This window comes from Sphingomonas oligophenolica, from assembly GCF_006438955.1.
Classification (GTDB): domain Bacteria; phylum Pseudomonadota; class Alphaproteobacteria; order Sphingomonadales; family Sphingomonadaceae; genus Sphingomonas; species Sphingomonas oligophenolica_A.
The window spans coordinates 188,306-207,961 of sequence record NZ_RCZK01000005.1; the positions used below are offsets into that span (position 1 = coordinate 188,306).

At 66.1% G+C, this 19,656-nt stretch carries 28 protein-coding genes; 13 read left to right on the forward strand and 15 right to left on the reverse strand.

Going from position 1 to position 19,656, the window contains the following annotated elements; all coding sequences use genetic code 11:
• Window positions 1-549: 549 nt before the first annotated feature.
• From EAH84_RS08370 to EAH84_RS08410, 9 genes are all read left to right on the forward strand, one after another.
• Window positions 550-1,716 (forward strand): TolC family protein, encoded by a 1,167-nt coding sequence (locus EAH84_RS08370; RefSeq protein ID WP_161978368.1) that lies wholly within the window; start codon window positions 550-552, stop codon window positions 1,714-1,716.
• On the forward strand, window positions 1,713-2,978 hold the full coding sequence (locus EAH84_RS08375) for an efflux RND transporter periplasmic adaptor subunit (RefSeq protein ID WP_140870528.1): 1,266 nt from the start codon (window positions 1,713-1,715) through the stop codon (window positions 2,976-2,978). The genes EAH84_RS08370 and EAH84_RS08375 overlap by 4 nt, the downstream gene beginning before the upstream one ends.
• Window positions 2,975-6,133 (forward strand): efflux RND transporter permease subunit, encoded by a 3,159-nt coding sequence (locus EAH84_RS08380; protein ID WP_140870531.1) that lies wholly within the window; start codon window positions 2,975-2,977, stop codon window positions 6,131-6,133. The genes EAH84_RS08375 and EAH84_RS08380 overlap by 4 nt, the downstream gene beginning before the upstream one ends.
• A 52-nt stretch (window positions 6,134-6,185) precedes the next feature.
• Entirely contained in the window at window positions 6,186-6,725 is a 540-nt protein-coding gene (locus EAH84_RS08385) for a Chromate resistance protein ChrB (RefSeq protein ID WP_140870533.1), read from the forward strand.
• Window positions 6,718-7,428 carry an ABC transporter ATP-binding protein gene (locus tag EAH84_RS08390; RefSeq protein ID WP_140870536.1) on the forward strand — a complete coding sequence of 237 codons (711 nt, stop codon included), beginning with the start codon at window positions 6,718-6,720 and terminating at the stop codon, window positions 7,426-7,428. The genes EAH84_RS08385 and EAH84_RS08390 overlap by 8 nt, the downstream gene beginning before the upstream one ends.
• The gene (locus EAH84_RS08395; protein ID WP_140870539.1) at window positions 7,425-8,327 is read left to right on the forward strand and encodes an efflux RND transporter periplasmic adaptor subunit; all 903 of its coding nucleotides are present in this window, start codon (window positions 7,425-7,427) and stop codon (window positions 8,325-8,327) included. Before EAH84_RS08390 ends, EAH84_RS08395 begins: the two co-directional genes overlap by 4 nt.
• A 17-nt stretch (window positions 8,328-8,344) precedes the next feature.
• On the forward strand, window positions 8,345-9,484 hold the full coding sequence (locus tag EAH84_RS08400; RefSeq protein WP_206663952.1) for an FtsX-like permease family protein: 1,140 nt from the start codon (window positions 8,345-8,347) through the stop codon (window positions 9,482-9,484).
• 13 nt (window positions 9,485-9,497) lie between these two features.
• Window positions 9,498-10,100 (forward strand): cation transporter, encoded by a 603-nt coding sequence (locus EAH84_RS08405; protein ID WP_140870544.1) that lies wholly within the window; start codon window positions 9,498-9,500, stop codon window positions 10,098-10,100.
• Between the two features lie 100 nt (window positions 10,101-10,200).
• Window positions 10,201-10,740: a J domain-containing protein gene (locus EAH84_RS08410; protein ID WP_140870546.1), complete on the forward strand. Its 540-nt coding sequence runs from the start codon at window positions 10,201-10,203 to the stop codon at window positions 10,738-10,740.
• A 67-nt stretch (window positions 10,741-10,807) separates the two neighbouring features.
• Here the strand turns inward: EAH84_RS08410 and EAH84_RS08415 are convergent, their stop codons facing one another.
• The 12 genes from EAH84_RS08415 to EAH84_RS16090 form a co-directional block, all read right to left on the reverse strand.
• A complete protein-coding gene (locus tag EAH84_RS08415) occupies window positions 10,808-11,212 on the reverse strand; it encodes a SufE family protein (RefSeq protein WP_140870549.1) in 405 nt (134 codons plus the stop codon).
• A gap of 25 nt (window positions 11,213-11,237) precedes the next feature.
• On the reverse strand, window positions 11,238-11,477 hold the full coding sequence (locus EAH84_RS08420) for a hypothetical protein (RefSeq protein ID WP_140870552.1): 240 nt from the start codon (window positions 11,475-11,477) through the stop codon (window positions 11,238-11,240).
• 14 nt (window positions 11,478-11,491) lie between these two features.
• Window positions 11,492-11,728 (reverse strand): hypothetical protein, encoded by a 237-nt coding sequence (locus tag EAH84_RS08425; RefSeq protein WP_140870555.1) that lies wholly within the window; start codon window positions 11,726-11,728, stop codon window positions 11,492-11,494.
• Window positions 11,728-12,012 (reverse strand): hypothetical protein, encoded by a 285-nt coding sequence (locus EAH84_RS08430; protein ID WP_140870557.1) that lies wholly within the window; start codon window positions 12,010-12,012, stop codon window positions 11,728-11,730. Before EAH84_RS08430 ends, EAH84_RS08425 begins: the two co-directional genes overlap by 1 nt.
• Window positions 12,013-12,019: 7 nt before the next feature.
• Window positions 12,020-12,346 (reverse strand): hypothetical protein, encoded by a 327-nt coding sequence (locus EAH84_RS08435; RefSeq protein WP_140870560.1) that lies wholly within the window; start codon window positions 12,344-12,346, stop codon window positions 12,020-12,022.
• 12 nt (window positions 12,347-12,358) lie between these two features.
• On the reverse strand, window positions 12,359-12,628 hold the full coding sequence (locus EAH84_RS08440) for a hypothetical protein (protein ID WP_140870561.1): 270 nt from the start codon (window positions 12,626-12,628) through the stop codon (window positions 12,359-12,361).
• A 25-nt stretch (window positions 12,629-12,653) separates the two neighbouring features.
• A complete protein-coding gene (locus EAH84_RS08445) occupies window positions 12,654-12,959 on the reverse strand; it encodes a hypothetical protein (protein ID WP_425326450.1) in 306 nt (101 codons plus the stop codon).
• Between the two features lie 25 nt (window positions 12,960-12,984).
• Entirely contained in the window at window positions 12,985-13,275 is a 291-nt protein-coding gene (locus EAH84_RS08450; RefSeq protein ID WP_140870739.1) for a hypothetical protein, read from the reverse strand.
• A gap of 34 nt (window positions 13,276-13,309) precedes the next feature.
• On the reverse strand, window positions 13,310-13,690 hold the full coding sequence (pspC, locus tag EAH84_RS08455; RefSeq protein WP_140870564.1) for an envelope stress response membrane protein PspC: 381 nt from the start codon (window positions 13,688-13,690) through the stop codon (window positions 13,310-13,312).
• 1 nt (window position 13,691) lies between these two features.
• Entirely contained in the window at window positions 13,692-13,958 is a 267-nt protein-coding gene (gene pspB / locus EAH84_RS08460) for an envelope stress response membrane protein PspB (RefSeq protein WP_140870567.1), read from the reverse strand.
• A gap of 1 nt (window position 13,959) precedes the next feature.
• Window positions 13,960-14,628: a phage shock protein PspA gene (gene pspA / locus EAH84_RS08465; protein ID WP_140870569.1), complete on the reverse strand. Its 669-nt coding sequence runs from the start codon at window positions 14,626-14,628 to the stop codon at window positions 13,960-13,962.
• 66 nt (window positions 14,629-14,694) lie between these two features.
• Entirely contained in the window at window positions 14,695-14,841 is a 147-nt protein-coding gene (locus EAH84_RS16090; RefSeq protein WP_170209851.1) for a hypothetical protein, read from the reverse strand.
• A gap of 173 nt (window positions 14,842-15,014) precedes the next feature.
• Between EAH84_RS16090 and pspF the strand changes: the two genes are divergently transcribed.
• Window positions 15,015-16,061: a phage shock protein operon transcriptional activator gene (gene pspF, locus EAH84_RS08470; RefSeq protein ID WP_140870572.1), complete on the forward strand. Its 1,047-nt coding sequence runs from the start codon at window positions 15,015-15,017 to the stop codon at window positions 16,059-16,061.
• A gap of 72 nt (window positions 16,062-16,133) precedes the next feature.
• Window positions 16,134-16,736 carry a superoxide dismutase gene (locus tag EAH84_RS08475; RefSeq protein ID WP_140870574.1) on the forward strand — a complete coding sequence of 201 codons (603 nt, stop codon included), beginning with the start codon at window positions 16,134-16,136 and terminating at the stop codon, window positions 16,734-16,736.
• 93 nt (window positions 16,737-16,829) lie between these two features.
• Here EAH84_RS08475 and dcd read toward each other — a convergent pair whose 3' ends face one another.
• Window positions 16,830-17,384 carry a dCTP deaminase gene (dcd, locus tag EAH84_RS08480; protein WP_140870576.1) on the reverse strand — a complete coding sequence of 185 codons (555 nt, stop codon included), beginning with the start codon at window positions 17,382-17,384 and terminating at the stop codon, window positions 16,830-16,832.
• A gap of 60 nt (window positions 17,385-17,444) precedes the next feature.
• On the opposite strand from dcd, the gene EAH84_RS08485 reads away from it, so the two are divergent.
• On the forward strand, window positions 17,445-17,906 hold the full coding sequence (locus tag EAH84_RS08485; protein ID WP_140870579.1) for an NUDIX domain-containing protein: 462 nt from the start codon (window positions 17,445-17,447) through the stop codon (window positions 17,904-17,906).
• Complete coding sequence (locus EAH84_RS08490; protein WP_241656516.1) at window positions 17,903-18,532, forward strand: GNAT family N-acetyltransferase; 630 nt, start codon at window positions 17,903-17,905, stop codon at window positions 18,530-18,532. Before EAH84_RS08485 ends, EAH84_RS08490 begins: the two co-directional genes overlap by 4 nt.
• Here the strand turns inward: EAH84_RS08490 and EAH84_RS08495 are convergent.
• Window positions 18,513-18,989, reverse strand: a complete 477-nt coding sequence (locus EAH84_RS08495) for a cytidine deaminase (protein WP_140870582.1) — start codon at window positions 18,987-18,989, stop codon at window positions 18,513-18,515. The two genes, EAH84_RS08490 and EAH84_RS08495, sit on opposite strands and share 20 nt — an antisense overlap.
• On the reverse strand, window positions 18,986-19,651 hold the full coding sequence (locus EAH84_RS08500; protein ID WP_241656517.1) for a GH25 family lysozyme: 666 nt from the start codon (window positions 19,649-19,651) through the stop codon (window positions 18,986-18,988). Before EAH84_RS08500 ends, EAH84_RS08495 begins: the two co-directional genes overlap by 4 nt.
• Window positions 19,652-19,656 lie beyond the last annotated feature (5 nt).

A 19,656-nucleotide genomic window follows, 5' to 3' on the forward strand; every position in this document is an offset into this window, starting at 1 on the left:
GCCGTCTTCGCCTCGTTCTCTTCGCCATCGCGGCGTTCGGGCTGTTCGGCCAGTCGACGGCCATGGCGATGGCACCGGCGGGCGGGGTATCCGCACCGATGGCGGGGATGGCGGGGATGACCTGCGCGGACATGCCCGCGCCGAGGTCACCGAAGGCTCCCTGCAAGGGGATGACGCTCCAGTGTATCGCGCAAATGGGTTGTACGGCTCCGGCGGTACTTGAACCGACTACGGTCAGCCCGCGCGAACCTATTCGCAGCGGTTATCTCCATCATTCGACACAGGCCGCGCCGCTCATCGGCCGCGCCGATGCGCCTTTCCCGGATCCTCCCACACTCCTCATCTGACACCCGCAATCCGTCCTCGCGGCCGCTTCCAGCGGCACCGGGGACGCCCCTGTTCAGATCGAGGATCCAGTCCGTGCTCATCCAATTCGTCGCTCCTTACAGCGCCACGACGGCTCTGTTGCGTGTCACACCAACACAAATGATCCGCGTTGCCGCCGGTGTTGCGATGCTCCTGACCGCTCCATCGGCAACCGCGCAACGCTTGACGTTCGGGCAAGCGCTCGATGTCGCCGCGGCCAGTTCTCCCAGGGTCGATGCGCGCGAAGCGACGACCGCGGGAGCTCGGCGTACCGCGGTGGCGGCAGACCAACTCCCCGATCCGAAGCTGGACCTCAACTTCAACGATGTCAGGCTCACCCAGGCCGAACGCGATCCGCCGTTTCCCAACACCTACATCCGCCAGACCGTGGGGGTGCGACAAGATATTCCCAATGCGAAGAAGCGCCATGCGCGCGCCGAACGCGCGAGCGCCGATATCGTCGCGGCGGAGGCCGGTGAAGCGGTCGCGACGCGCAACGTTCGGATCGGTGCGGCGCTCGCCTGGATCGACCTTTATTATGCCGAGCGCCGGTTGGACATCCTGAAGAAACTCGCGGTCCAGATCGACGACCTGACGCAGACCATCGGCGCGCGCCTCACGTCGGGCAGCGCCACCGCGGCGCAAGCATTCGATCCGCAAATCCTCAAAGCCCAGCTCTCCGATCGACAGAGCGAACGGCAGGCCGCGATCGACAAGGCCAGGGCGCAGCTCATCCGGTGGACCGGCGTCGCCGATCCCGAAATTGCGGGGCAGGCGCCTTCGCCCGCGATCGATGCGGAGCGCTTGCGGGCGGGCGTAGCCACGCTACCCGATCTGCGCGCCGCCGACGCCTCGATCGCCCAGAGCGAGGCGGATATCGCGCTCGCGCGGGCGCAGAAGAATCCGGACATCAGCGTGACCGCGTCGCTCGCGCGGCGCCAGCCACAGTTCGGTACGTTTGCGTCGGTCGGCGTTTCGATCGATTTACCGCTGTTCGCCAAGAAGCGGCAGGATCCGCGGATCGATGCAAGTGTGCGGGCGGCGCAAGCCGCGCGGCTCGACCGCGCCGACGCCGAGCGCGCGGCGCTCGGGGCGCTCAGTTCCGATCTGGCGGATCATCGCATGTACCGCGAGAAGTTCGAGCACGCGCGCGACCTGATCGTTCCCCTATCGAGGCAGCGCGCGCTGGCGGCCCAGGATAGCTACGCGGCGGGACGCATCGACCTCGGGAGCGCGCTCAGCGAAACCGTCGCGCTCGCCAATGCCGAAATCGATCTGCTCGACCGTGAGGCCGCGCTGGAGCGCGATGCGGTGCGGATCATGCTCGTGAACACAGGAGATGTCCGTTGACACCCGATCGAACGCAAAAGGCAACACTTGGCGCTGCGATCGCCGCGATCGCGCTCGCGGCGGCGGGCGGGGGCTATTATCTTGGCACATCGGGAGGCGATGCGAAGACCGCCGCCGATGGTCGAAAGATTCTCTATTACTTCGACCCGATGGTGCCGCAGGAGCATTACGACAGCGCGGACGCGAAGTCGTCGATGGGGATGGCGGTCGAACCCAAATATGCCGACGAAGGCGGAACAAGCGCACCGGGCGTAAAAATCCCTGCCGAGGCGATGCAGAATCTCGGCGCCCGCACCGCGATCGCGCGGATCGGTACGCTGGAATCGAGCCTCGACGTTACCGGCGCGATCGACTTCAACCAGCGTGATGTTGTGATCGTCCAGGCGCGCGCGGGCGGTTTCGTCCAACGCACCTATGGCCGCGCGCCGAGCGACATCGTTCGCGCGGGCGCCCCGATCGCCGATCTGCTGGTGCCCGAATGGGGCGGCGCGCAGGCCGAGTATCTGGCGCTCCGGCGCAGCGGTAATGCGGGACTGGCGAACGCCGCTCGCGAGCGGTTGAAGCTCTTGGGGATGCCGACGGGCACGATCGCCAGCGTCGCACGCACCGGGCGGCGTCAGGATGTCGTTACGATCTCGACGCCGGTCGGCGGGGTCATCCAGACGCTCGACGTACGCCCTGGGATGACATTGGCCGCGGGGCAAACGCTGGCGCAGGTCAACGGGCTCGGCACCGTCTGGCTCAATGCCGCAGTGCCCGAAACACGCGCGGGGGAGATCAGAGTTGGCCAGTCGGCGGTCGCCGAACTGGCGAGCTTTCCGGGTGAGCGTTTTGCCGGAAAGATCATCGCGGTGCTTCCCACCGCCGAAGTGACGAGCCGTACGCTGACGGTGCGGGTGGAGTTGCGCAATCGTGGCGGGCGGTTGAAGCCGGGGATGTTCGCGACCGTGCATCTGGGCGATGTCGGCAAGCCCGCGCTGCTGATCCCCAGCGAAGCCGTGATCCGTACGGGTAAGCGCACGCTGGTGATGCTGGCCGGAAATGGCGGCCGCTATCAGCCCGCCGAAGTCCAGATCGGCGGGAGCGGGGGCGGGCAGACCGAAATTCTCGCCGGGCTCTCGGCGGGCGAGAAGGTCATCACGTCCGGGCAGTTCCTGATCGATTCCGAAGCCAGCCTGTCGGGGATTCAGGTGCGGTCACTGGACTCGGCGGCGGCGCCCAAACCTGCCGCGAGCAACCAGCCGACGAGAGCCGCGCCATGATCGCTGCCATCATTCGCGCCAGCGTGCGCGGCCGGTTCCTGGTATTGCTCGCGATCGCGGCGTTGCTCGGGGTCGGGCTGTGGGCGGTGAAGACGACGCCGGTTGACGCGCTGCCCGACCTGTCCGACGTCCAGGTCATCATCCGCACCAGCTATCCGGGGCAGGCCCCCCGGATCATCGAGGATCAGGTGACCTATCCGCTCGCCACCACGATGCTGTCGGTGCCGGGCGCGAGGACCGTCCGCGGCTATTCGTTCACCGGCGACAGCTACGTCTACATCATCTTCAAGGATGGCACCGATCTCTATTGGGCGCGCAGCCGCGTGCTCGAATATCTCAGCCAGGTGCAGAGCCGCCTGCCCGAGGGGGCGGTGGCCGCGCTCGGTCCCGATGCGACCGGGGTCGGCTGGATCTACGAATATGCGCTGGTCGACCGCTCGGGGCAACACGACCTCGCCCAGCTACGGAGCATCCAGGACTGGTTCCTGCGCTATGAATTGAAGACCGTCCCCGATGTCGCCGAGGTCGCCAGCATCGGCGGGATGGTGAAGCAATATCAGGTCGTGCTCGATCCCGTCCGGATGGCCTCCTATGGCGTCACGCAGGACGCCGCGATCGCCGCGATCAAGCGCGCCAACCAGGAAGCGGGCGGTTCGGTCGTCGAAATGGCCGAGCGCGAATATATCGTCCGCGCGACGGGCTATCTGCAGAAACTCGACGATTTCCGGCTCATTCCGCTGAAAACGCTGGCAGGCGGCGTCCCGGTTTCGCTCGGCGACATCGCCACCATCCAGGTCGGGCCGGATATCCGGCGCGGGATCGCCGAGATCAACGGCCAGGGCGAGGTCGCGGGCGGGGTCATCATCCTGCGGTCGGGCGAGAATGCGCGCACCGCGATCACCAACGTCAAGGCCAAGCTCGCCGACCTTGCCAAGAGCTTGCCGCCCGGCGTCGAGATCGTTCCGACCTATGACCGGTCGACGCTGATCGATCGCGCGGTCGAGAATCTCAACAGCAAGCTGATCGAGGAGTTCATCGTCGTCGGCCTCGTGTGCGGGCTGTTCCTCTGGCACGTCCGCTCGGCGCTCGTCGCGATCATCACGCTGCCGTTCGGGGTCATGATCGCGCTGATCGTGATGCGCATCCAGGGGGTCAACGCGAATATCATGTCGCTCGGCGGGATCGCGATCGCGATCGGCGCGATGGTCGATGCCGCGATCGTGATGATCGAGAATGCGCACAAACATGTCGAGCGATGGCGTCACGACCATGACGACCGCGAACCGCCCGCCGCGGACCGGTGGCGGCTGATCACCGAATCCGCGGTCGAGGTGGGGCCGGCGCTGTTCCTGTCGCTGCTGATCATCACCTTCTCGTTCATCCCGGTGTTCAGCCTCCAGGGGCAGGAAGGCAGGCTGTTCGCGCCGCTCGCGTTCACCAAAAGCTATGCGATGGCGGGCGCGGCGCTGCTGTCGGTCACGCTGATCCCGGTGCTGATGGGCTATCTGATCCGCGGCAAGATCCCGCCCGAGAACGCCAATCCGGTCAACCGCTGGCTGACGCGCATCTACCGGCCCGCGCTCGACCAAGTCCTGGCGCGTCCCAAGGCGACGCTGGTCGTTGCCGGGCTCGTCTTTGCGACCGCCCTATGGCCGGTCAGCCAGCTCGGCGGCGAGTTCATGCCGCAGATCGACGAGGGCGACGTGCTCTACATGCCATCGGCGCTCCCGGGGATTTCGCCCGCCAAGGCGTCCGAACTGCTCCAGCAGACCGATCGCCTGATCAAGACCGTGCCCGAGGTCGCCAGCGTGTTCGGCAAGGCGGGGCGCGCCGATACCGCCACCGATCCCGCGCCGCTGACGATGTTCGAGACGGTCGTCCACTTCAAGCCGAAGGACCAGTGGCGCAGCGGGATGACGTCCGAGAAACTGGTCGAACAGCTCGACCGGGCGGTGAAGGTGCCGGGCCTTGCCAATTTCTGGATTCCCCCGATCCGCAACCGTATCGAAATGCTCTCGACCGGGATCAAGAGCCCGATCGGGATCAAGGTATCGGGATCGAACCTCGCCAGCATCGACCAGGTCGCGCAGCGAATCGAGACCGTCGCCAAGACGGTGCCGGGGATCAGCTCCGCGCTGGCCGAACGGCTGACGGGGGGCAATTATATCGACATCAAGATCGATCGCGCGCGCGCCGCGCGCTACGGGCTCAACATCGCTGACGTTCAGTCAGTCGTATCGAGCTCCATCGGCGGACAGACGATCGGTCAGACCGTCGAGGGACTCGCGCGATACCCGATCAGCGTGCGCTACCCGCGCGAGATCAGGGACAGCGTCGACAGCATCCGCGGCCTCCCCGTGCTGACGCCGACGCTGCAGCAGATCACGCTCGGCGATGTTGCCGATGTCGCGGTGAGTTCGGGACCACCGATGCTGCGCAGCGAAAATGGCAGGCCGACCACATGGATCTATGTCGACAGCCGCGGTCGCGATCTGGTGTCGGTGGTCGATGACCTACAACAGGCAGTGTCGCGGCAGGTCAAGCTGCCCCCCGGCGTCAGCCTCGCCTACACCGGCCAGTTCGAATATCTGCAACGCGCCGAACAGCGGCTGATGATCGTCGTGCCCGCGACGCTGCTGATCATCTTCGTGCTGCTGTACCTGACGTTCGGGCGGTTTGACGAGGCGCTGCTGATCATGGCGACGCTGCCGTTCGCGCTGACCGGCGGGCTGTGGCTGCTCTATCTGCTTGGGTTCAATCAATCGATCGCGACCGCGGTCGGGTTCATCGCGCTGTCGGGGGTCTCGGCGGAGTTCGGGGTGGTGATGCTCATCTACCTCAAACAGGCGTTGGCGGATCGTGGAGACAATCCGACATCGCACGAGATCGATGACGCGGTTCGCGAGGGGGCGTTGCTGCGGGTTCGTCCCAAGGCGATGACGGTCGCGGTGATCCTCGCCGGATTGCTGCCGATCCTGCTCGGGACCGGAACCGGATCGGAGGTGATGCGCCGGATCGCCGCGCCGATGATCGGCGGGATGCTGACCGCGCCGCTGCTGTCGATGCTGGTGATTCCCGCCGGGTATTTGATGCTGAGGCGGCGGGAAGCGCGGCGGCGATCGCTGCTCAAAGAGGACGTGGGTGAGCAAGTATAGAAGTGTCGTCGCTCGGATTGTAATGTTACAGCCGTAACATTATATCCGTGTGATGCAAATTCAGTGGTTGTTATTTACTTACAAAATTCCCGCCGAGCCCGCTGCAGGGCGGGTCGGGGTCTGGCGCCGACTCAAGGGCATGGGGGCGGTGTACCTGCAAAGCGGCGTCTGCCTGCTGCCCAAGACCGACGATCACATTCGTCGTCTCAAGATGCTCGAACATGACGCGATGGCGATGGGCGGTGAGGCGGTGCTGCTCGAAACCTTCGCGTTCGACGCGGTGCAGGAAGCCAAGGTGCTCACCCGGTTTCGCGCCGATCGCGATGATCAATATCGCGAATTCATCGGCAAGTGCGACGCGTTCGAGGCGGAAATCGCGAAGGAATTCGCCAAGGAGAAATTCACCTACGCCGAGCTGGAGGAGGAGGATGCCGATCTCCGCAAGCTGCAAGGATGGATCGAAAAGATCAGGAAACTCGATTTCTACGATGCGCCGCTCGGGGTCACGGCGGCGGACCAGCTGGTGACGTGTGAAGCGGCACTGGCACGCTATGCGGAGCGCGTGTTCGAGGTGCAGGGCGACGATGCCTGACGCCGCGGCGGTCGCGGCGGTGTCATGCCGCGGGCTCACCAAAAACTATGGTCGCGGTGAGGCCAGTGTCGCGGCGCTGCGCGGGGTCGATCTCGATGTCGCTCGCGGCGAGGTCGTGATGCTGATGGGCCCATCGGGCTGCGGCAAGACGACGCTGCTCTCGATCATCGCCGCGCTGCTGGACGCCGACGCGGGGCGCTGTGCGATTGGGGGCACCGACACCGCCGGGATGACGCGCACCGCGCGCGCGACACTGCGCGCGGCGAAGCTGGGGTTCGTGTTTCAGGCGTTCAACCTGCTGCCCGCGCTCACCGCCCGCGAAAATGCCAGCGTACCGCTCCTGCTCGCGGGGGTGGCGCGACGCGCGGCGGAAGCGGCGGCGGAAAACGCGCTGGCCGAGGTCGGCCTCGCGGATCGCCGCGATTATTTCCCGCGCCAGTTGAGCGGGGGACAGCAACAGCGCGTCGCCATCGCGCGCGCCATCGTTCATCCGCCCGACCTCCTCTTGTGCGACGAACCGACGAGCGCGCTCGATCATGACGCGGGGCACCAGGTCATGGCCGTGCTGACGAGCCGCGTTCGTTCGCTGGGCGCGGCGTTGCTGGTGGTAACGCATGACCCCCGCATCGCGCCGTTCGCCGATCGGGTGATCCGGATGGAGGATGGCGCGATCGTGGCCGATGACGGGCGCGTCGCCGCATGAACTGGCCGCTTCGCATCATGATCGCGCTGGCGGTGGCAGGCGGGATCGCGGGGGGCGTGATGGTGGTGCGCGACTCCGCGGTGCCGTCGTCCGCGACCGCCGCCCCTGCGCCGGCGAACGACGGCCGGGTCGCGGGCAGCGGGATCGTCGAGGCGAGCACGGGGACGATCGCGGTCGGCACGCCGGTGACAGGGCTGGTCGACCGGATGGACGTGACCTGGGGACAGCAGGTCGTCAAGGGCGCGCCGTTGTTCACCATCGACGCGCGCGATCTGATCAACCGGCGTGCGCCGTTGATCGCCGCGATCGACCAGGCGAACGCGGGACTGCCCGCGGTGCAGCGCAAGCTCGATGCGATTACCGATCCGCGGATGGCGGGTTTCGTCACCCGCAACGATCTGGTCCAGCGCCGGTCGGACCTCGCGGTCGCCCGATCGAACGTCGCCGCCGCCCGCGCCCAATTGCACGAACTGGACGCCGATATCGCGCGCCGCACGGTCCGCGCGCCGGTGACGGGCCGGATCCTCAAGATCAACGTCCGCCGGGGAGAAGTCGCGGAAGCGACCGGCGTGGCCCAACCCGTGCTGCTGCTGGGTGGCGACGAACGGCTGAACGTCCGCGTCGATATCGACGAACATGATGCCTGGCGCGTGCGCGGCGGCATCCCCGGCGAAGCGTTCGTGCAGGGCCATCACCAACTCCACACCCCGCTGCGGTTCGTGCGGGTCGAACCGTTCATCCAGCCCAAGACGAGCCTGACCGGCGCCGCCGCCGAACGCACCGACACCCGCGTCCTGCAACTCATTTACAGTTTCGATCCCAAGGCATTGCCGGTGTATATCGGACAGCAGGTCGATGTCGTGCTGGACGCGCGCGATGCGGCCAAGTCCCACCCGTGATCCGGGTTGCGCTTCGTATGCTAGTCGGCGACATCGGCAAGTTCGCCGGGCTGGTCGCGGGAATCGCGTTCGCCTCGTTCCTGTCGTGTTTCGCGGCCGCCTATTTCGCGGGATTCATGACGCGCAGCTTCGCGCTCGTCGCCGAACAACCCGGCGACGTGTGGGTGATGGACCGGGCCACCGCGTCGCCGGACCAGTTCGCCAACCTCTCCGCATCGGCGCGTGATCGGGTACGGTCGGTCGCGGGCGTCGCCGACGCCAATGTGCTCGCGCTCGGCACTGCCGATGCCCGCTTCCCTGACGGTCGGCTGCAACCGATCGACGTGATCGGGCTCGATGATGCGACGTTGGCAGGGGCACCGCGGGTCGGCGATGCGGCGGGAGGACCGCTGCTGCGCGCCGCCGATGCCGCGATCGTCGATCCGGGCGGATCGGACGCCGCCAAGCTGATGACCCACGACCGCGCCGGTACGGGTCCCGCGCGACCGTTGCGTGCCGGCGACGAGATGCTGATCGCCGATCATCGCGTCGTGGTGGCAGGTATCGCGCACGGCCTGCCCCGATTTCCGCCGCGCCCGCTGCTCTATATGAGTTGGTCCAACGCCGCGCGCGTGCTGCCGATCGAACGCCTGCGGACCTCGTTCGTCATCGTCCGTGCCGCGCCCCGAATCGATCACCGCGCGCTCGCGACCGCGATCGAGCGACGTACCGGCTTCGCCGCTTACACGCGCGATGATGTCGAGGCCGCGACCGTGCGCTGGTTTCTTGCCACGTCGGAAGATGTCGGCGACATCGCGACCATGTTGACGATCGCGGTCGCGATCGGGTTCGGGTTCACCGCGGTGATGCTTTACATCTTCACCGCGGAGCATTTGCGACAATATGCGATGCTGACCGCGCTCGGCGCATCGCCCGCAACGTTGCGCCATATGGTGTTCGCACAGGCCGGGACCGCGGGGCTGCTCGGCACGGGAATCGGCATCGGCCTGTGTACGATCGGAGGGCTGGTCGCGACATCGGTCGGCCTTCCCTATCGGATGATGTGGTGGGCGGTGGCGGGATGCGCGTTGCTCAATGCGCTGGCGTGCCTTGGCGCGGCGCTGCTGAGCATGCGGCCGGTGCTGCGGCTGGAACCGGCCCGCGTGTTTGCGCCATAGGATGGAGAACGCGATGTCACACGATCCGGACGGTCCACCGAACCGAGCGCTCCGCCGCGTGGTCGGCGTGGTCGCGTTCCTCAACCTGGCGTATTTCGGGGTCGAATTCGCGGTCGCGCTCAGGATCGGATCGGTATCGCTGTTCGCGGATAGTGTCGATTTCCTCGAAGATGCATCGATCAATCTGCTGATCCTCGCCGCGCTGGGCTGGTCGGCACGCGGCCGTTCACGGGTGGGCATGGGCCTTGCGCTGATCCTGCTCGTGCCGGGACTCGCGACGCTATGGACCGCCTGGGCCAAGATCACGCTGCCGGTCGCGCCCGCACCGCTGCCGCTGACGATCACCGCGTTGGGCGCGCTGGCGGTCAACCTGAGCTGTGCGGTGATGCTGACCCGTTATCGCGATCATGGCGGAAGCCTGACCCGCGCGGCGTTCCTGTCGGCGCGCAACGACGCACTTGCCAATGTCGCGATCATCGCGGCGGGGCTGATGACGGCGACATTGTGGCGATCGGCGTGGCCGGACTTGATCGTCGGCCTGGCGATCGCGGCCTTGAACGCCGATGCCGCGCGCGAGGTGTGGGTGGCCGCCCGCGAGGAACGTCGCGTGACCTGATCGCTGATTGCCGCGATGCGTCGAACCCTTGGCAGTTGAAAGCTGCGCGGGCGGCCCTGCGAAGGTTGCGCTCTTCGTCGCTGGGCTTATCTGGCTAGTGATGGCACGCACATCCTCGCGCTCGAACGATTGGGGCTTTCCCCGCTGGCGCGGCTATGAAGAGGGGCGCGATGCGACGACGGTGCGGCTGTGCGATCGGCATGGCTGCGCGGAACCGGGCAATTGCCCCGCGCCCAAATCGCCCAACAACCCCGAGCGCTGGTATTTCTGCGCGGTCCATGCGGGCGAGTATAATCGCGGGTATAATTATTTCGAAGGGCTGTCGGCGGAGGAAACCGCGGAGCGCGAGGCGGCGGAACAGCGGACCGCCGACGGCTATACCCAGGCCAAACACTATGCGTGGGGCGGCCCCGGCGACGGTACCCGATCGCGCGACGAACTCCGCGCGATCGAGATGCTGGGGCTGGAGAGCGACGCTGAGTTCGACGAGATCAAGGCGGCGTGGCGGCGGCTGGCCAAGGAAAACCATCCCGACGTCAGGCCGGGCGATGCCGATGCGGCGGTGAGGTTCCAGGCGGTGCAGGCGGCGTATGAGGTGTTGAAGGCGGGTGAGGAACAGCGCGAGTGGCGGCCGCGATAGGGGCGCGTCGGGAGCGATTTCCGCGCGTTTCGTTACTCCGACTTGGTCCGGGGTGACGGTTACCGCTTCAGACGTAGCGCGTCGCGGTGTCGCGGATCAGCGCGATCATGTTGGGAATGCCCTGGGTGCGGTTGCTGCTGAGCTGATTTTTGAGGTCGAACGGCGCGAGCGCGGCGTCGATGTCGGTGTTGCGGATCGCGACGGGCGCGCGGTCCTGGACGGTGATCAGCACGAGCGCGATGATCCCCTTGGTGATCGCGGCGTTGCTGTCGGCGAGAAAGTGGAGCGCACCGTCGTCGCGGGTGGTGGGATAGACCCAGACCGAGGCCGAACAGCCCCGCACCAAAGTCGCGTCGGTCTTGAGCGCATCGGGCATCGGTTCGAGACCTTTGCCGAGATCGATCAGCAGGCGGTAGCGATCGTCCTTGTCGAGGAAGTCATATTCGTCGCGGATATCGTCGAGCGTCGGCATCCGCGCGCGCTAGCAGGCGGGGACCTCACAGGTCCACCCCGGCGGCGATCGCTTCGAGCTTGCGGATGCGTTCCTTGAGGTCCGCGATCTCGATCCGCGCGCCCGCATTCGGGGTAGGGAGCGCTTGATCGCCGCGCGTGCCGTCGAGTTCGCGGCGCTTGAGGGCGAGCCAGTCGCGCCAGCCTGAGAGCCCGGCGATGACGATCATCGCGAGGCCCGCGAGCGCGGCCATCGAGAGCGAAATGTACAGGGTAGGTTCGGTCATGGTCCGCCTCCTTCCTAGCGGTCGCGCAGCCGTTCGATCTCCTGAGTGAGATCGGTGCTGCCATGGTCGTCGGTAATCGCGCGTTCGAGAATGTGGATCCGCGCGCGCAGTTCGGTGACCTCGTCGGCGAGGCGGCGTGCCTCGCTGTCGATAACGGGTTGGTCGGGCGTCGCCGCGGTGCGGCGGCGCTGGAGGACCAGCGCCACGATCACCGCGAGGAGCGCGACGACGATGAGGTCGACGAACGCCATCAGTGCTGCTCCAGTCGTTCGGTGCGGGGCGCGTCGTCGCGGAGCAGGTCGATCTCATGCGCGAGATCGGCGCCGCGATCGGTGGCGATCCGTTCGAGGACGCGGACGCGCTGTTCGAGCCGTTCGGTCTGCGCGGCATATTGCGCGGCCTTTTCGGCGACCCGGTCGGCCTCCAACTCCATCTTGCGATGCTGGAGTTTCATCCAGGGGGTGAAGATCGCCCGGCTGAGGATCGCGACGATCGGGATCATCAGTGCGAGAATGGGGATGAGAAGGGGGCTCATATTATCCTCAGTTCGGTTTGACGCGGAGCGCTTCGATCTCGCGATCGAGCGTATGGGCGCCATCGGTGACGATGCGTTCGACGTTACCGAGGCGATCCTTGATCGAGCCGAGTTCGGCGCGCAGCTGCGCATTTTCCTGGCTCAGCAGCTTGACGCGCTCGGTCGTCTCCTGGTCGCTGCGCGGGTAGACCGATTGCTCCCAGGCACCGTCGAGCGGGTAGCCGTTCTTGATCCGCAGCCAGGTGGTGAGCACCCAGCCGCCGACCCCGACGCTCGCCATGATCGCGATCAGGGGAAAGATCATCTGGATAATTTCGAACTTTTCGTGGGACATGATGCGGGTTCCTCAGCGCGCGCGGAGCGATTCGATCTCGCGATCGAGGCCGTGCGCGCTATCAGTGACGATCCGTTCGACGGTGGCGAGGCGATCCTGGAGCCGATCGATCTGGCCGATCCGGCGGGCGTTCTCGCCGTCGAGCAGTTCGACGCCGCGGCGAGCGTCGAGATCGGGCGCGAGCGTCGCCTGGCGGACCTTGCGGCGGCCATACCATTGGATCAGCAGCGTCGCGATCGTGCCGCAGATCAGGCCGATGATGAAGGCGGGTTCGGGTGGCATGATGGTTCCCCTCTATTCGGTCGGATCAGCGGTCGCGGAGTGCTTCGATTTCGCGGGCGGTGCGCTCGGCCGGATCGGTGGCGATGCGTTCGAGCACCGCGATCCGTTCCTCGAGGCGGCTGACCTGCCCGGTCAGGCGTTCGTTCTCGTTGGTGAGCAGCGTTACCGTGCGATCGGTTTCTGGCGGGATACCGTCCCGCGACCGGCGCGACCGGCGACCGTTCTCGTTTTCGAGCGGGTAGCCGTGCTTGGCACGGACCCATGTCGAGAACGCTCCCCGCGCCGATATCGCGGCGACTACGCCGACCGGCACCATCCAACCCATGTCCATCGTCTGTCTCCCCAAATGCCGCCGATCAGCGGAGCGTATCGATCTCTTTCGCGGTGCGTACGGCGGGATCGGTGGCGATCCGTTCCAGCACCGCGATGCGTTCCTGCAACCGGTCGACCTGGCCCAGCAGCCGATCGTTCTCGCCTGCCATCAGTTCGAACCTGCGCGCTGTCTCGGGATCGTCGCGGCTCAGCGTTTTTCCCCAATCGTCGCTCGGCGCGTATCCGTGGCGGGCACGGATCCAGTTATTGATGAGCCATCCCGCGGTTGAGATCGCGATCAGGATCAAGACGAAGTCCGGTCCTCCCCAGTCCATATCCTTGCCCTTCTCCAAATACGTTGCTGCGCTTTCAGCGCAGGCTCTCGATTTCCTGCGCGAGCTGGCTGTTGCGGCTGGTGTAGTGCATCTCGATGTCGGCGAGGCGGCGGTCGACATCGCGCAGCTTGCTGCGAACCTCGGTGGTCGAGCGCTTGGTGTTGCTGCGCACGCCCTGCCAGAATTTCGCGTCCTCGGGGGATTCGTACAGCCCGATCGGCTTGGGCGATGCGACCCAGGCGATGATGATATAGGCCGCGACGATCCACCATTGTTGCGCGATGATCGTCAACGCTGCGGTGCCGAGTCGGACCCAGAGTGGATCAACCCCGGTATAGTCGGCGATCCCGGCGCAAACGCCCTTCCACTTCGCGTTTTGTTTATCGAGATAGAATTTGGTGCGGCTGTCGGACATCTCAGTTCCTCCGATCGATCTGATATGGGGGGGACTGGGTGCCGATCGCCGGTTTCCAGTCGGGGTTGTCGGCGGCGACGATCCGCTCGACGGTGTTGACGCGATCCTCGAGACGGCGCGCGAGATTGTACATCTCGTCGAGCAGCTTCTCGTCCTCGTCGGTGATTTTGGGCGCCTGTTTCCATTTGGTGACGTAGTGCATGACCACCCACGGCGCGCCGATGAAGAGCATCGCGCAGACGAAGATGGGGACGATGATATCTTCCATCTCAACCTTCCTTCTTCGCGATGCGGGCCTTCAGTGCGGCGAGTTCGGCGTCGACCTTGTCGCTGGCGCGCAGTTCGCTGAACTGGTCGTCGAGCGTCTTGATTGCGCCCAGCCCCATCGCTTCGGCGCGGCCCTCGGCATCGTCGACGCGGCGTTCGAGCTGGTCGAAGCGGCTGAACGCCTCGTGGGTCTTGGGACCGGCGTACATCTCGCGGAGCCGATAGCGGTTGTTGGCGCTGTCGAGCCGGGTCTGGACGTTCGACTGTTTGGCGCGCGCCTCGGTCAGCTTCTTCTGGAGCTTGGCGATATCCTCTTCGGACGCGCGGAGCGCATCGTCGAGCACGCCGACCTCGATCTTGAGCTGTTCGGCCATGTCGGCGGCCTTCTGGCGTTCGACCAGCGCGGCCTTGGCGAGATCCTCGCGATCCTTCGACAGTGCCAGCTCGGCCTTTTCGGTCCAGCTGTCCTGGAGCTGGTCGAGCTTGGTGATGTGACGCCGCATCTCCTTCTGATCGGCGATCGTCCGCGCGGCGGAGGCGCGGACCTCGACCAGCGTTTCCTCCATTTCGAGGATGATCATACGGATCATCTTGGCCGGATCCTCGGCCTTTTCGAGCAGATCGGCGAAGTTGGCGGCGACGATGTCTCGGGTGCGGGAAAAAATGCCCATCTAGCTGTTACTCCTGAAAAATTGGCCGGGGCGGGCGAGGGAAACGAACCCGTCCCGGCAGGCCACTTACGCCGTCAGGCGCGCGGCCGTCGCGGTGGCCGCAGGGGTGCCGCCGACCTGGGCCGGCCCGACCGCGCTCAGCACGCAGGTGGCGCTGAAGACGATGGAGCAGACGATGGCGGCGAACGTGCGACCGATATCCGAAATGACCATGATGACCTCCTTGATTTGAAACCTTGTGACCGCCCGAAAGCGGGATATCCGATGCTTTGCACGCCGCGTGCCAATTCGGATAAGGTAGCAAAACCAAGTATTTGTCGGATTTGTCGATCGGCGCGGTGCCGCGGCACTTGCGTAGGATTGGGAAACTGCGCCAAACATTGGGAATGGAACGAACTAGCCAGGTCATCGGAGAGTCGGGCGCGTTTCTCGACGCGCTGGAACGCGCCAGTCGGGCGGCGGCGCTCGACCGCCCCGTGCTCGTCATCGGCGAGCGGGGAACGGGCAAGGAACTGGTCGCCGAACGGCTGCATCGACTCTCTCCCCGATGGGACAATCCGCTTGTTATCATGAATTGCGCCGCGCTGCCCGAAACACTGATCGAGGCGGAGCTGTTCGGGCATGAACAGGGCGCGTTCACCGGCGCGACCAAGGCGCGGGTGGGGCGGTTCGAAGAGGCCGATGGCGGTACGCTGTTCCTCGACGAGCTCGGCACGCTGTCGATGGGTGCGCAGGAGCGGTTGTTGCGCGCGGTCGAATATGGCGAGGTGACGCGGATCGGGTCGTCGCGCCCGATCCGGGTCGACGTGCGGATCGTCGCGGCGACCAACGAGCATTTGCCCGACAAGGTCGACGCGCACGAATTCCGCGCCGATCTGCTCGACCGGTTGAGTTTCGAGGTCGTTACGCTGCCGCCGCTACGCGCGCGAACCGGTGATATCGTCGTGCTCGCCGAACATTTCGCGCGACGGATGGCGTCGGAGATCGGGTGGGAGAGCTGGCCCGGGTTCGGCCCGACCGCGCTCGACATGCTGACCAACCATCGCTGGCCGGGTAACGTTCGCGAACTGCGCAATGTCGTTGAACGCGCGGTATACCGGTGGGAGCGTGGCGGCCCGGTCGACCATATCGAGATCGACCCGTTCGATTCGCCCTATCGCCCGCGCCGGTCGCGCCCCGCCGCAGCACCGGATCCGCTGCCCGAGCCGCTGTCCGGCCCAGGCGAGCATGAAGACGATCCGGTGGTCGCGTGCGATACCGGGCCATCGGATTTCAAGTCGCGGGTCGCGCGGTTCGAGCGCGACCTGCTGGCGCGCGCGCTGGCCGATCACCGGTTCAACCAGCGTAGCACCGCCGAGGCACTGGGGCTGACCTATGATCAGTTGCGCCACGCGCTGCGCCGCCACGAACTGACCGGCACCGATAATTCATGACGCTTGCGTAATAATGCGGGAGCCATCACGACCCTGCGGCGTTGATCAGGAAAGCCAACCCAGGAGGACACCATGGCATTCGAACTTCCCGCACTTTCCTATGCGTATGACGCGCTGGAACCGGTCATCTCGAAGGAGACGATGACGTTCCATCACGACAAGCATCACAAGGCCTATACCGACAAGCTGAACGAGGCGGTCGGCGAGGAGGGTCTCGACGGCAAATCGATCGAGGATATCCTCGGCCAGATTTCGGGCCTGTCGAGCAAGGCGCGCAACAACGGCGGCGGCTATTGGAACCATGATTTCTTCTGGAAGATCATGGCGCCCAAGGGATCGAGCCAGCCGTCGGGCGCGCTCAAGGACGCGATCGACGCCTATGGCGGGCTCGACAAGCTCAAGGAAGACTTCAACGGCAAGGGCGCGGGCCAGTTCGGGTCGGGCTGGGCCTGGGTGATCAAGGATAAGAGCGGCGGCCTCAAGGTCACCTCGACTCCTAACCAGGACAATCCGCTGATGGACGATGCCAAGGACAAGGGCGCGCCGATCCTGGGCAATGACGTGTGGGAGCACGCCTATTACCTGACGTACAAGAACGATCGTCCCGGGTATCTCAAGGCGTGGTGGGATGTCGTGAACTGGGACGAAGCGGGCAAGCGGTTCACCGCCGCCTAAGCCACAATCCCACAAGGGAACTTAAGGGTCGATTACGTCGGTGGCGTGATCGGCCCCGATGGTTGGCGGCTAGGAAATTTGCGCCAACGCGCGTTACAGTTTCGGCAGCGTCACCCCGCGCTGGCCCATGTATTTGCCGGCGCGATCGGCATAGCTGACCTCGCACGGCTCGTTGCCCTGGAGGAACAGGAACTGGCACGCACCTTCGTTGGCGTAGATCTTGGCGGGCAATGGGGTGGTGTTCGAGAATTCGAGCGTCACATGCCCCTCCCAGCCGGGTTCGAGCGGGGTGACGTTGACGATGATTCCGCAGCGCGCATAGGTCGATTTGCCGAGGCAAATGACGAGCACGTCGCGCGGCACGCGGAAATATTCGACCGTCCGCGCGAGTGCGAAGCTGTTGGGGGGGATGATGCAGCAATCGGTCTTGCGATCGACGAAGCTGTTTGCCGCGAAATCCTTGGGGTCGACGATCGCCGAATCGATGTTGGTGAAAATCTTGAATTCGTCCGAGACGCGCGCGTCGTAGCCGTAGCTCGACAGCCCGTAGCTGATGCAGCCGTCGCGCCGCTGCGCCTCGACGAACGGCTCGATCATCCCGTTCGTCATCGCCTGTTCGCGAATCCAGCGGTCGGATTGGATGGACATGGCTTCCCCTTTCGGGCTGTCTTGCCGGGTTTGGGGCCAAGGGCAAGACGGAGAAGCGCGATGCGACCGTTGATCGATCTTGCGCATCGCGTGCGGCGGTGGGCGATGCGCGTCGTTGGGTGGCGGACGACCGGGGTGAAGGCGATGGTGTTCGATCGGACGGGCGCGCTGCTGATGATTCGACATCGCTACGGGAATACTAGCTTGTGGATGCTGCCGGGCGGCGGGGTCGCGCGTGGTGAAGAGCCCCAGGCGGCGGCGTTGCGCGAAGTTCGCGAAGAGACGGGATGTGTCATGACGGGAATCGCGCCGATCGGAATGTATCGGGCCCGCGGCGAAGGGCGGCGCGATACGGTGCATCTGTTCCGCGGTACGACGGACGATGGCCCGATCGCCGACGGGGCCGAGGTGGCGGAGGCCGCGTTCTTCGCGCTGGATGCGTTGCCCGAGACGATGTCGCCCGCGACGATGCGGCGGATCGCCGAACTGATCGGGCAGCGCGTGCCGACGGGGGACTGGTGAGCGCGCTGCTCGATTCGGTCATTCGCGACTGGGCGACCGCGCGCAGCGTCGCGCGCGGCTTGCCCGTGCCCGTCGCCGATCACGGCGGGTGGCGGGTCGATACGCGGTCGCCGGGCGAAGAGTGCCGCTATTTCTTCGCCGCGCCGGTGCCGGGGCTGGCCGCGCTCGCCGCGACGATCGATCGGCCGCGCGTCTTCATCAAGCTGTGCGACACGCGCGAAGTGCTGGCCAGGCTGGTGCCCGCGGGTTGGGTGTTCGAGGTCGATACCTGGGTGATGGAAGGCGCGCCGATCGCACGGGGCGGGTTGGCGCCGGGCTACCGCGTCGATCGGACCCAGGAAGGCGAGCGGGTCGAGGTCCGGATCGTCGCCGATGACGGGACGTTCGCCGCGAGCGGCTATGGCGGGCGCGCGAGCGGGGTGTTCGCCTATGACCGGATCGTGACCGATGACCGGCACCGTCGCCTGGGGCTGGGACGCGCGGTGATGGCGCTGCTCGGCGAGGCGGCGTCGCCCGGCGATCGGCATGTGCTGGTGGCGACCGCGATGGGCCGGGCGCTCTACGAATCGATCGGGTGGTGCGTCCGGTCGGATTATACGACCGCGTTCATCCCCGAACCGGGGTGATGCCGAGATCGGCGGGGCCGAAGGCGTGGGGCAGCAGGTCCGACAGGCGATAGCTCGCGACCGCGTTGCCCTCCGCCGCGCCGCAATGGACCGCGAGGTCGACACCCGCCATCTGTCCGGCTTCGTTGAGGACTTGGCGGCACCGGCCGCACGGGCTGACCGGCGCGATGCCGGTGGCGCGGCCATCGGCGTCCATCGCGCCGCCTATGACCCCGACCGCGACGATGTCGCCGATCCTGCCTTGCGCGCTGGCGGTCGCAACCGCGACCGTTTCGGCGCACAGCGACAAGCCGTAGCTCGCGTTTTCGACATTGGCTCCGGTGACGATCGTGCCATCACGTAGCAGCAGCGCGGCACCGACCGCAAATCGCGAATAGGGCGCGTGGGCGTGGCGAGCAGCGTCGCGCGCAGCCTGGATCAGCCGCGTCGTGACCTCGGGCGAAACTTGATCGGTCATCGTGCCACTACGTCCCAGTTGACCGCGCCGTCGATCCCGTCGACGCGGCGAAAATCGGTGGCGCGCCAGAGCCGCCACGGGCGCGCGGCATAGGCTGGCGCGAACAAATTGGCCACCGCCCAGACCGGGCGGTCGATCGCGGCGGACAGGTGATAGGCGGCCTCTACCGGCTTGCTGATTCGTAGCAGCATGGGCTTGCGGGTGTGGGTTTCGACCATCGCGATGAACCGCGCGAGTTCGTTGACCACGACCGCACGATCAGGGCGCGCCGGGCAATCGTCGGCAAAGTGGATATCGACCGCAGCGGGAAGCGAATCCTTGGTGCGGGGGACGAAGGTGTTGAAGGCGTTGGCCTGGTCGCTGGCGCGCTCGCACAGCGAATAGACGTGGAGCGCGCCGCGCCGCAGCCCCGCTTCGGGCAGCGCCGCCCAGTTGGCCTCGAACCCCGGATCGCGCCGGGTCGCGCCTATGGTGGCGGTGAGGTAGGCGAAATCCGCGCCGCGCGCGCGTACCGTGCCCCATTCGACCGCGCCCGGATTGGGGCCGAGGTCGACGCCCTGGAGCGGGTATCGCGTCGCCGAGGGATGCCAGCTGGTCGCGACGCTCCACCCGCCCACGCCGAGCATGGCCAGCCCCGCCAGCACCGCCGCCGCCTTGATCACGCCCC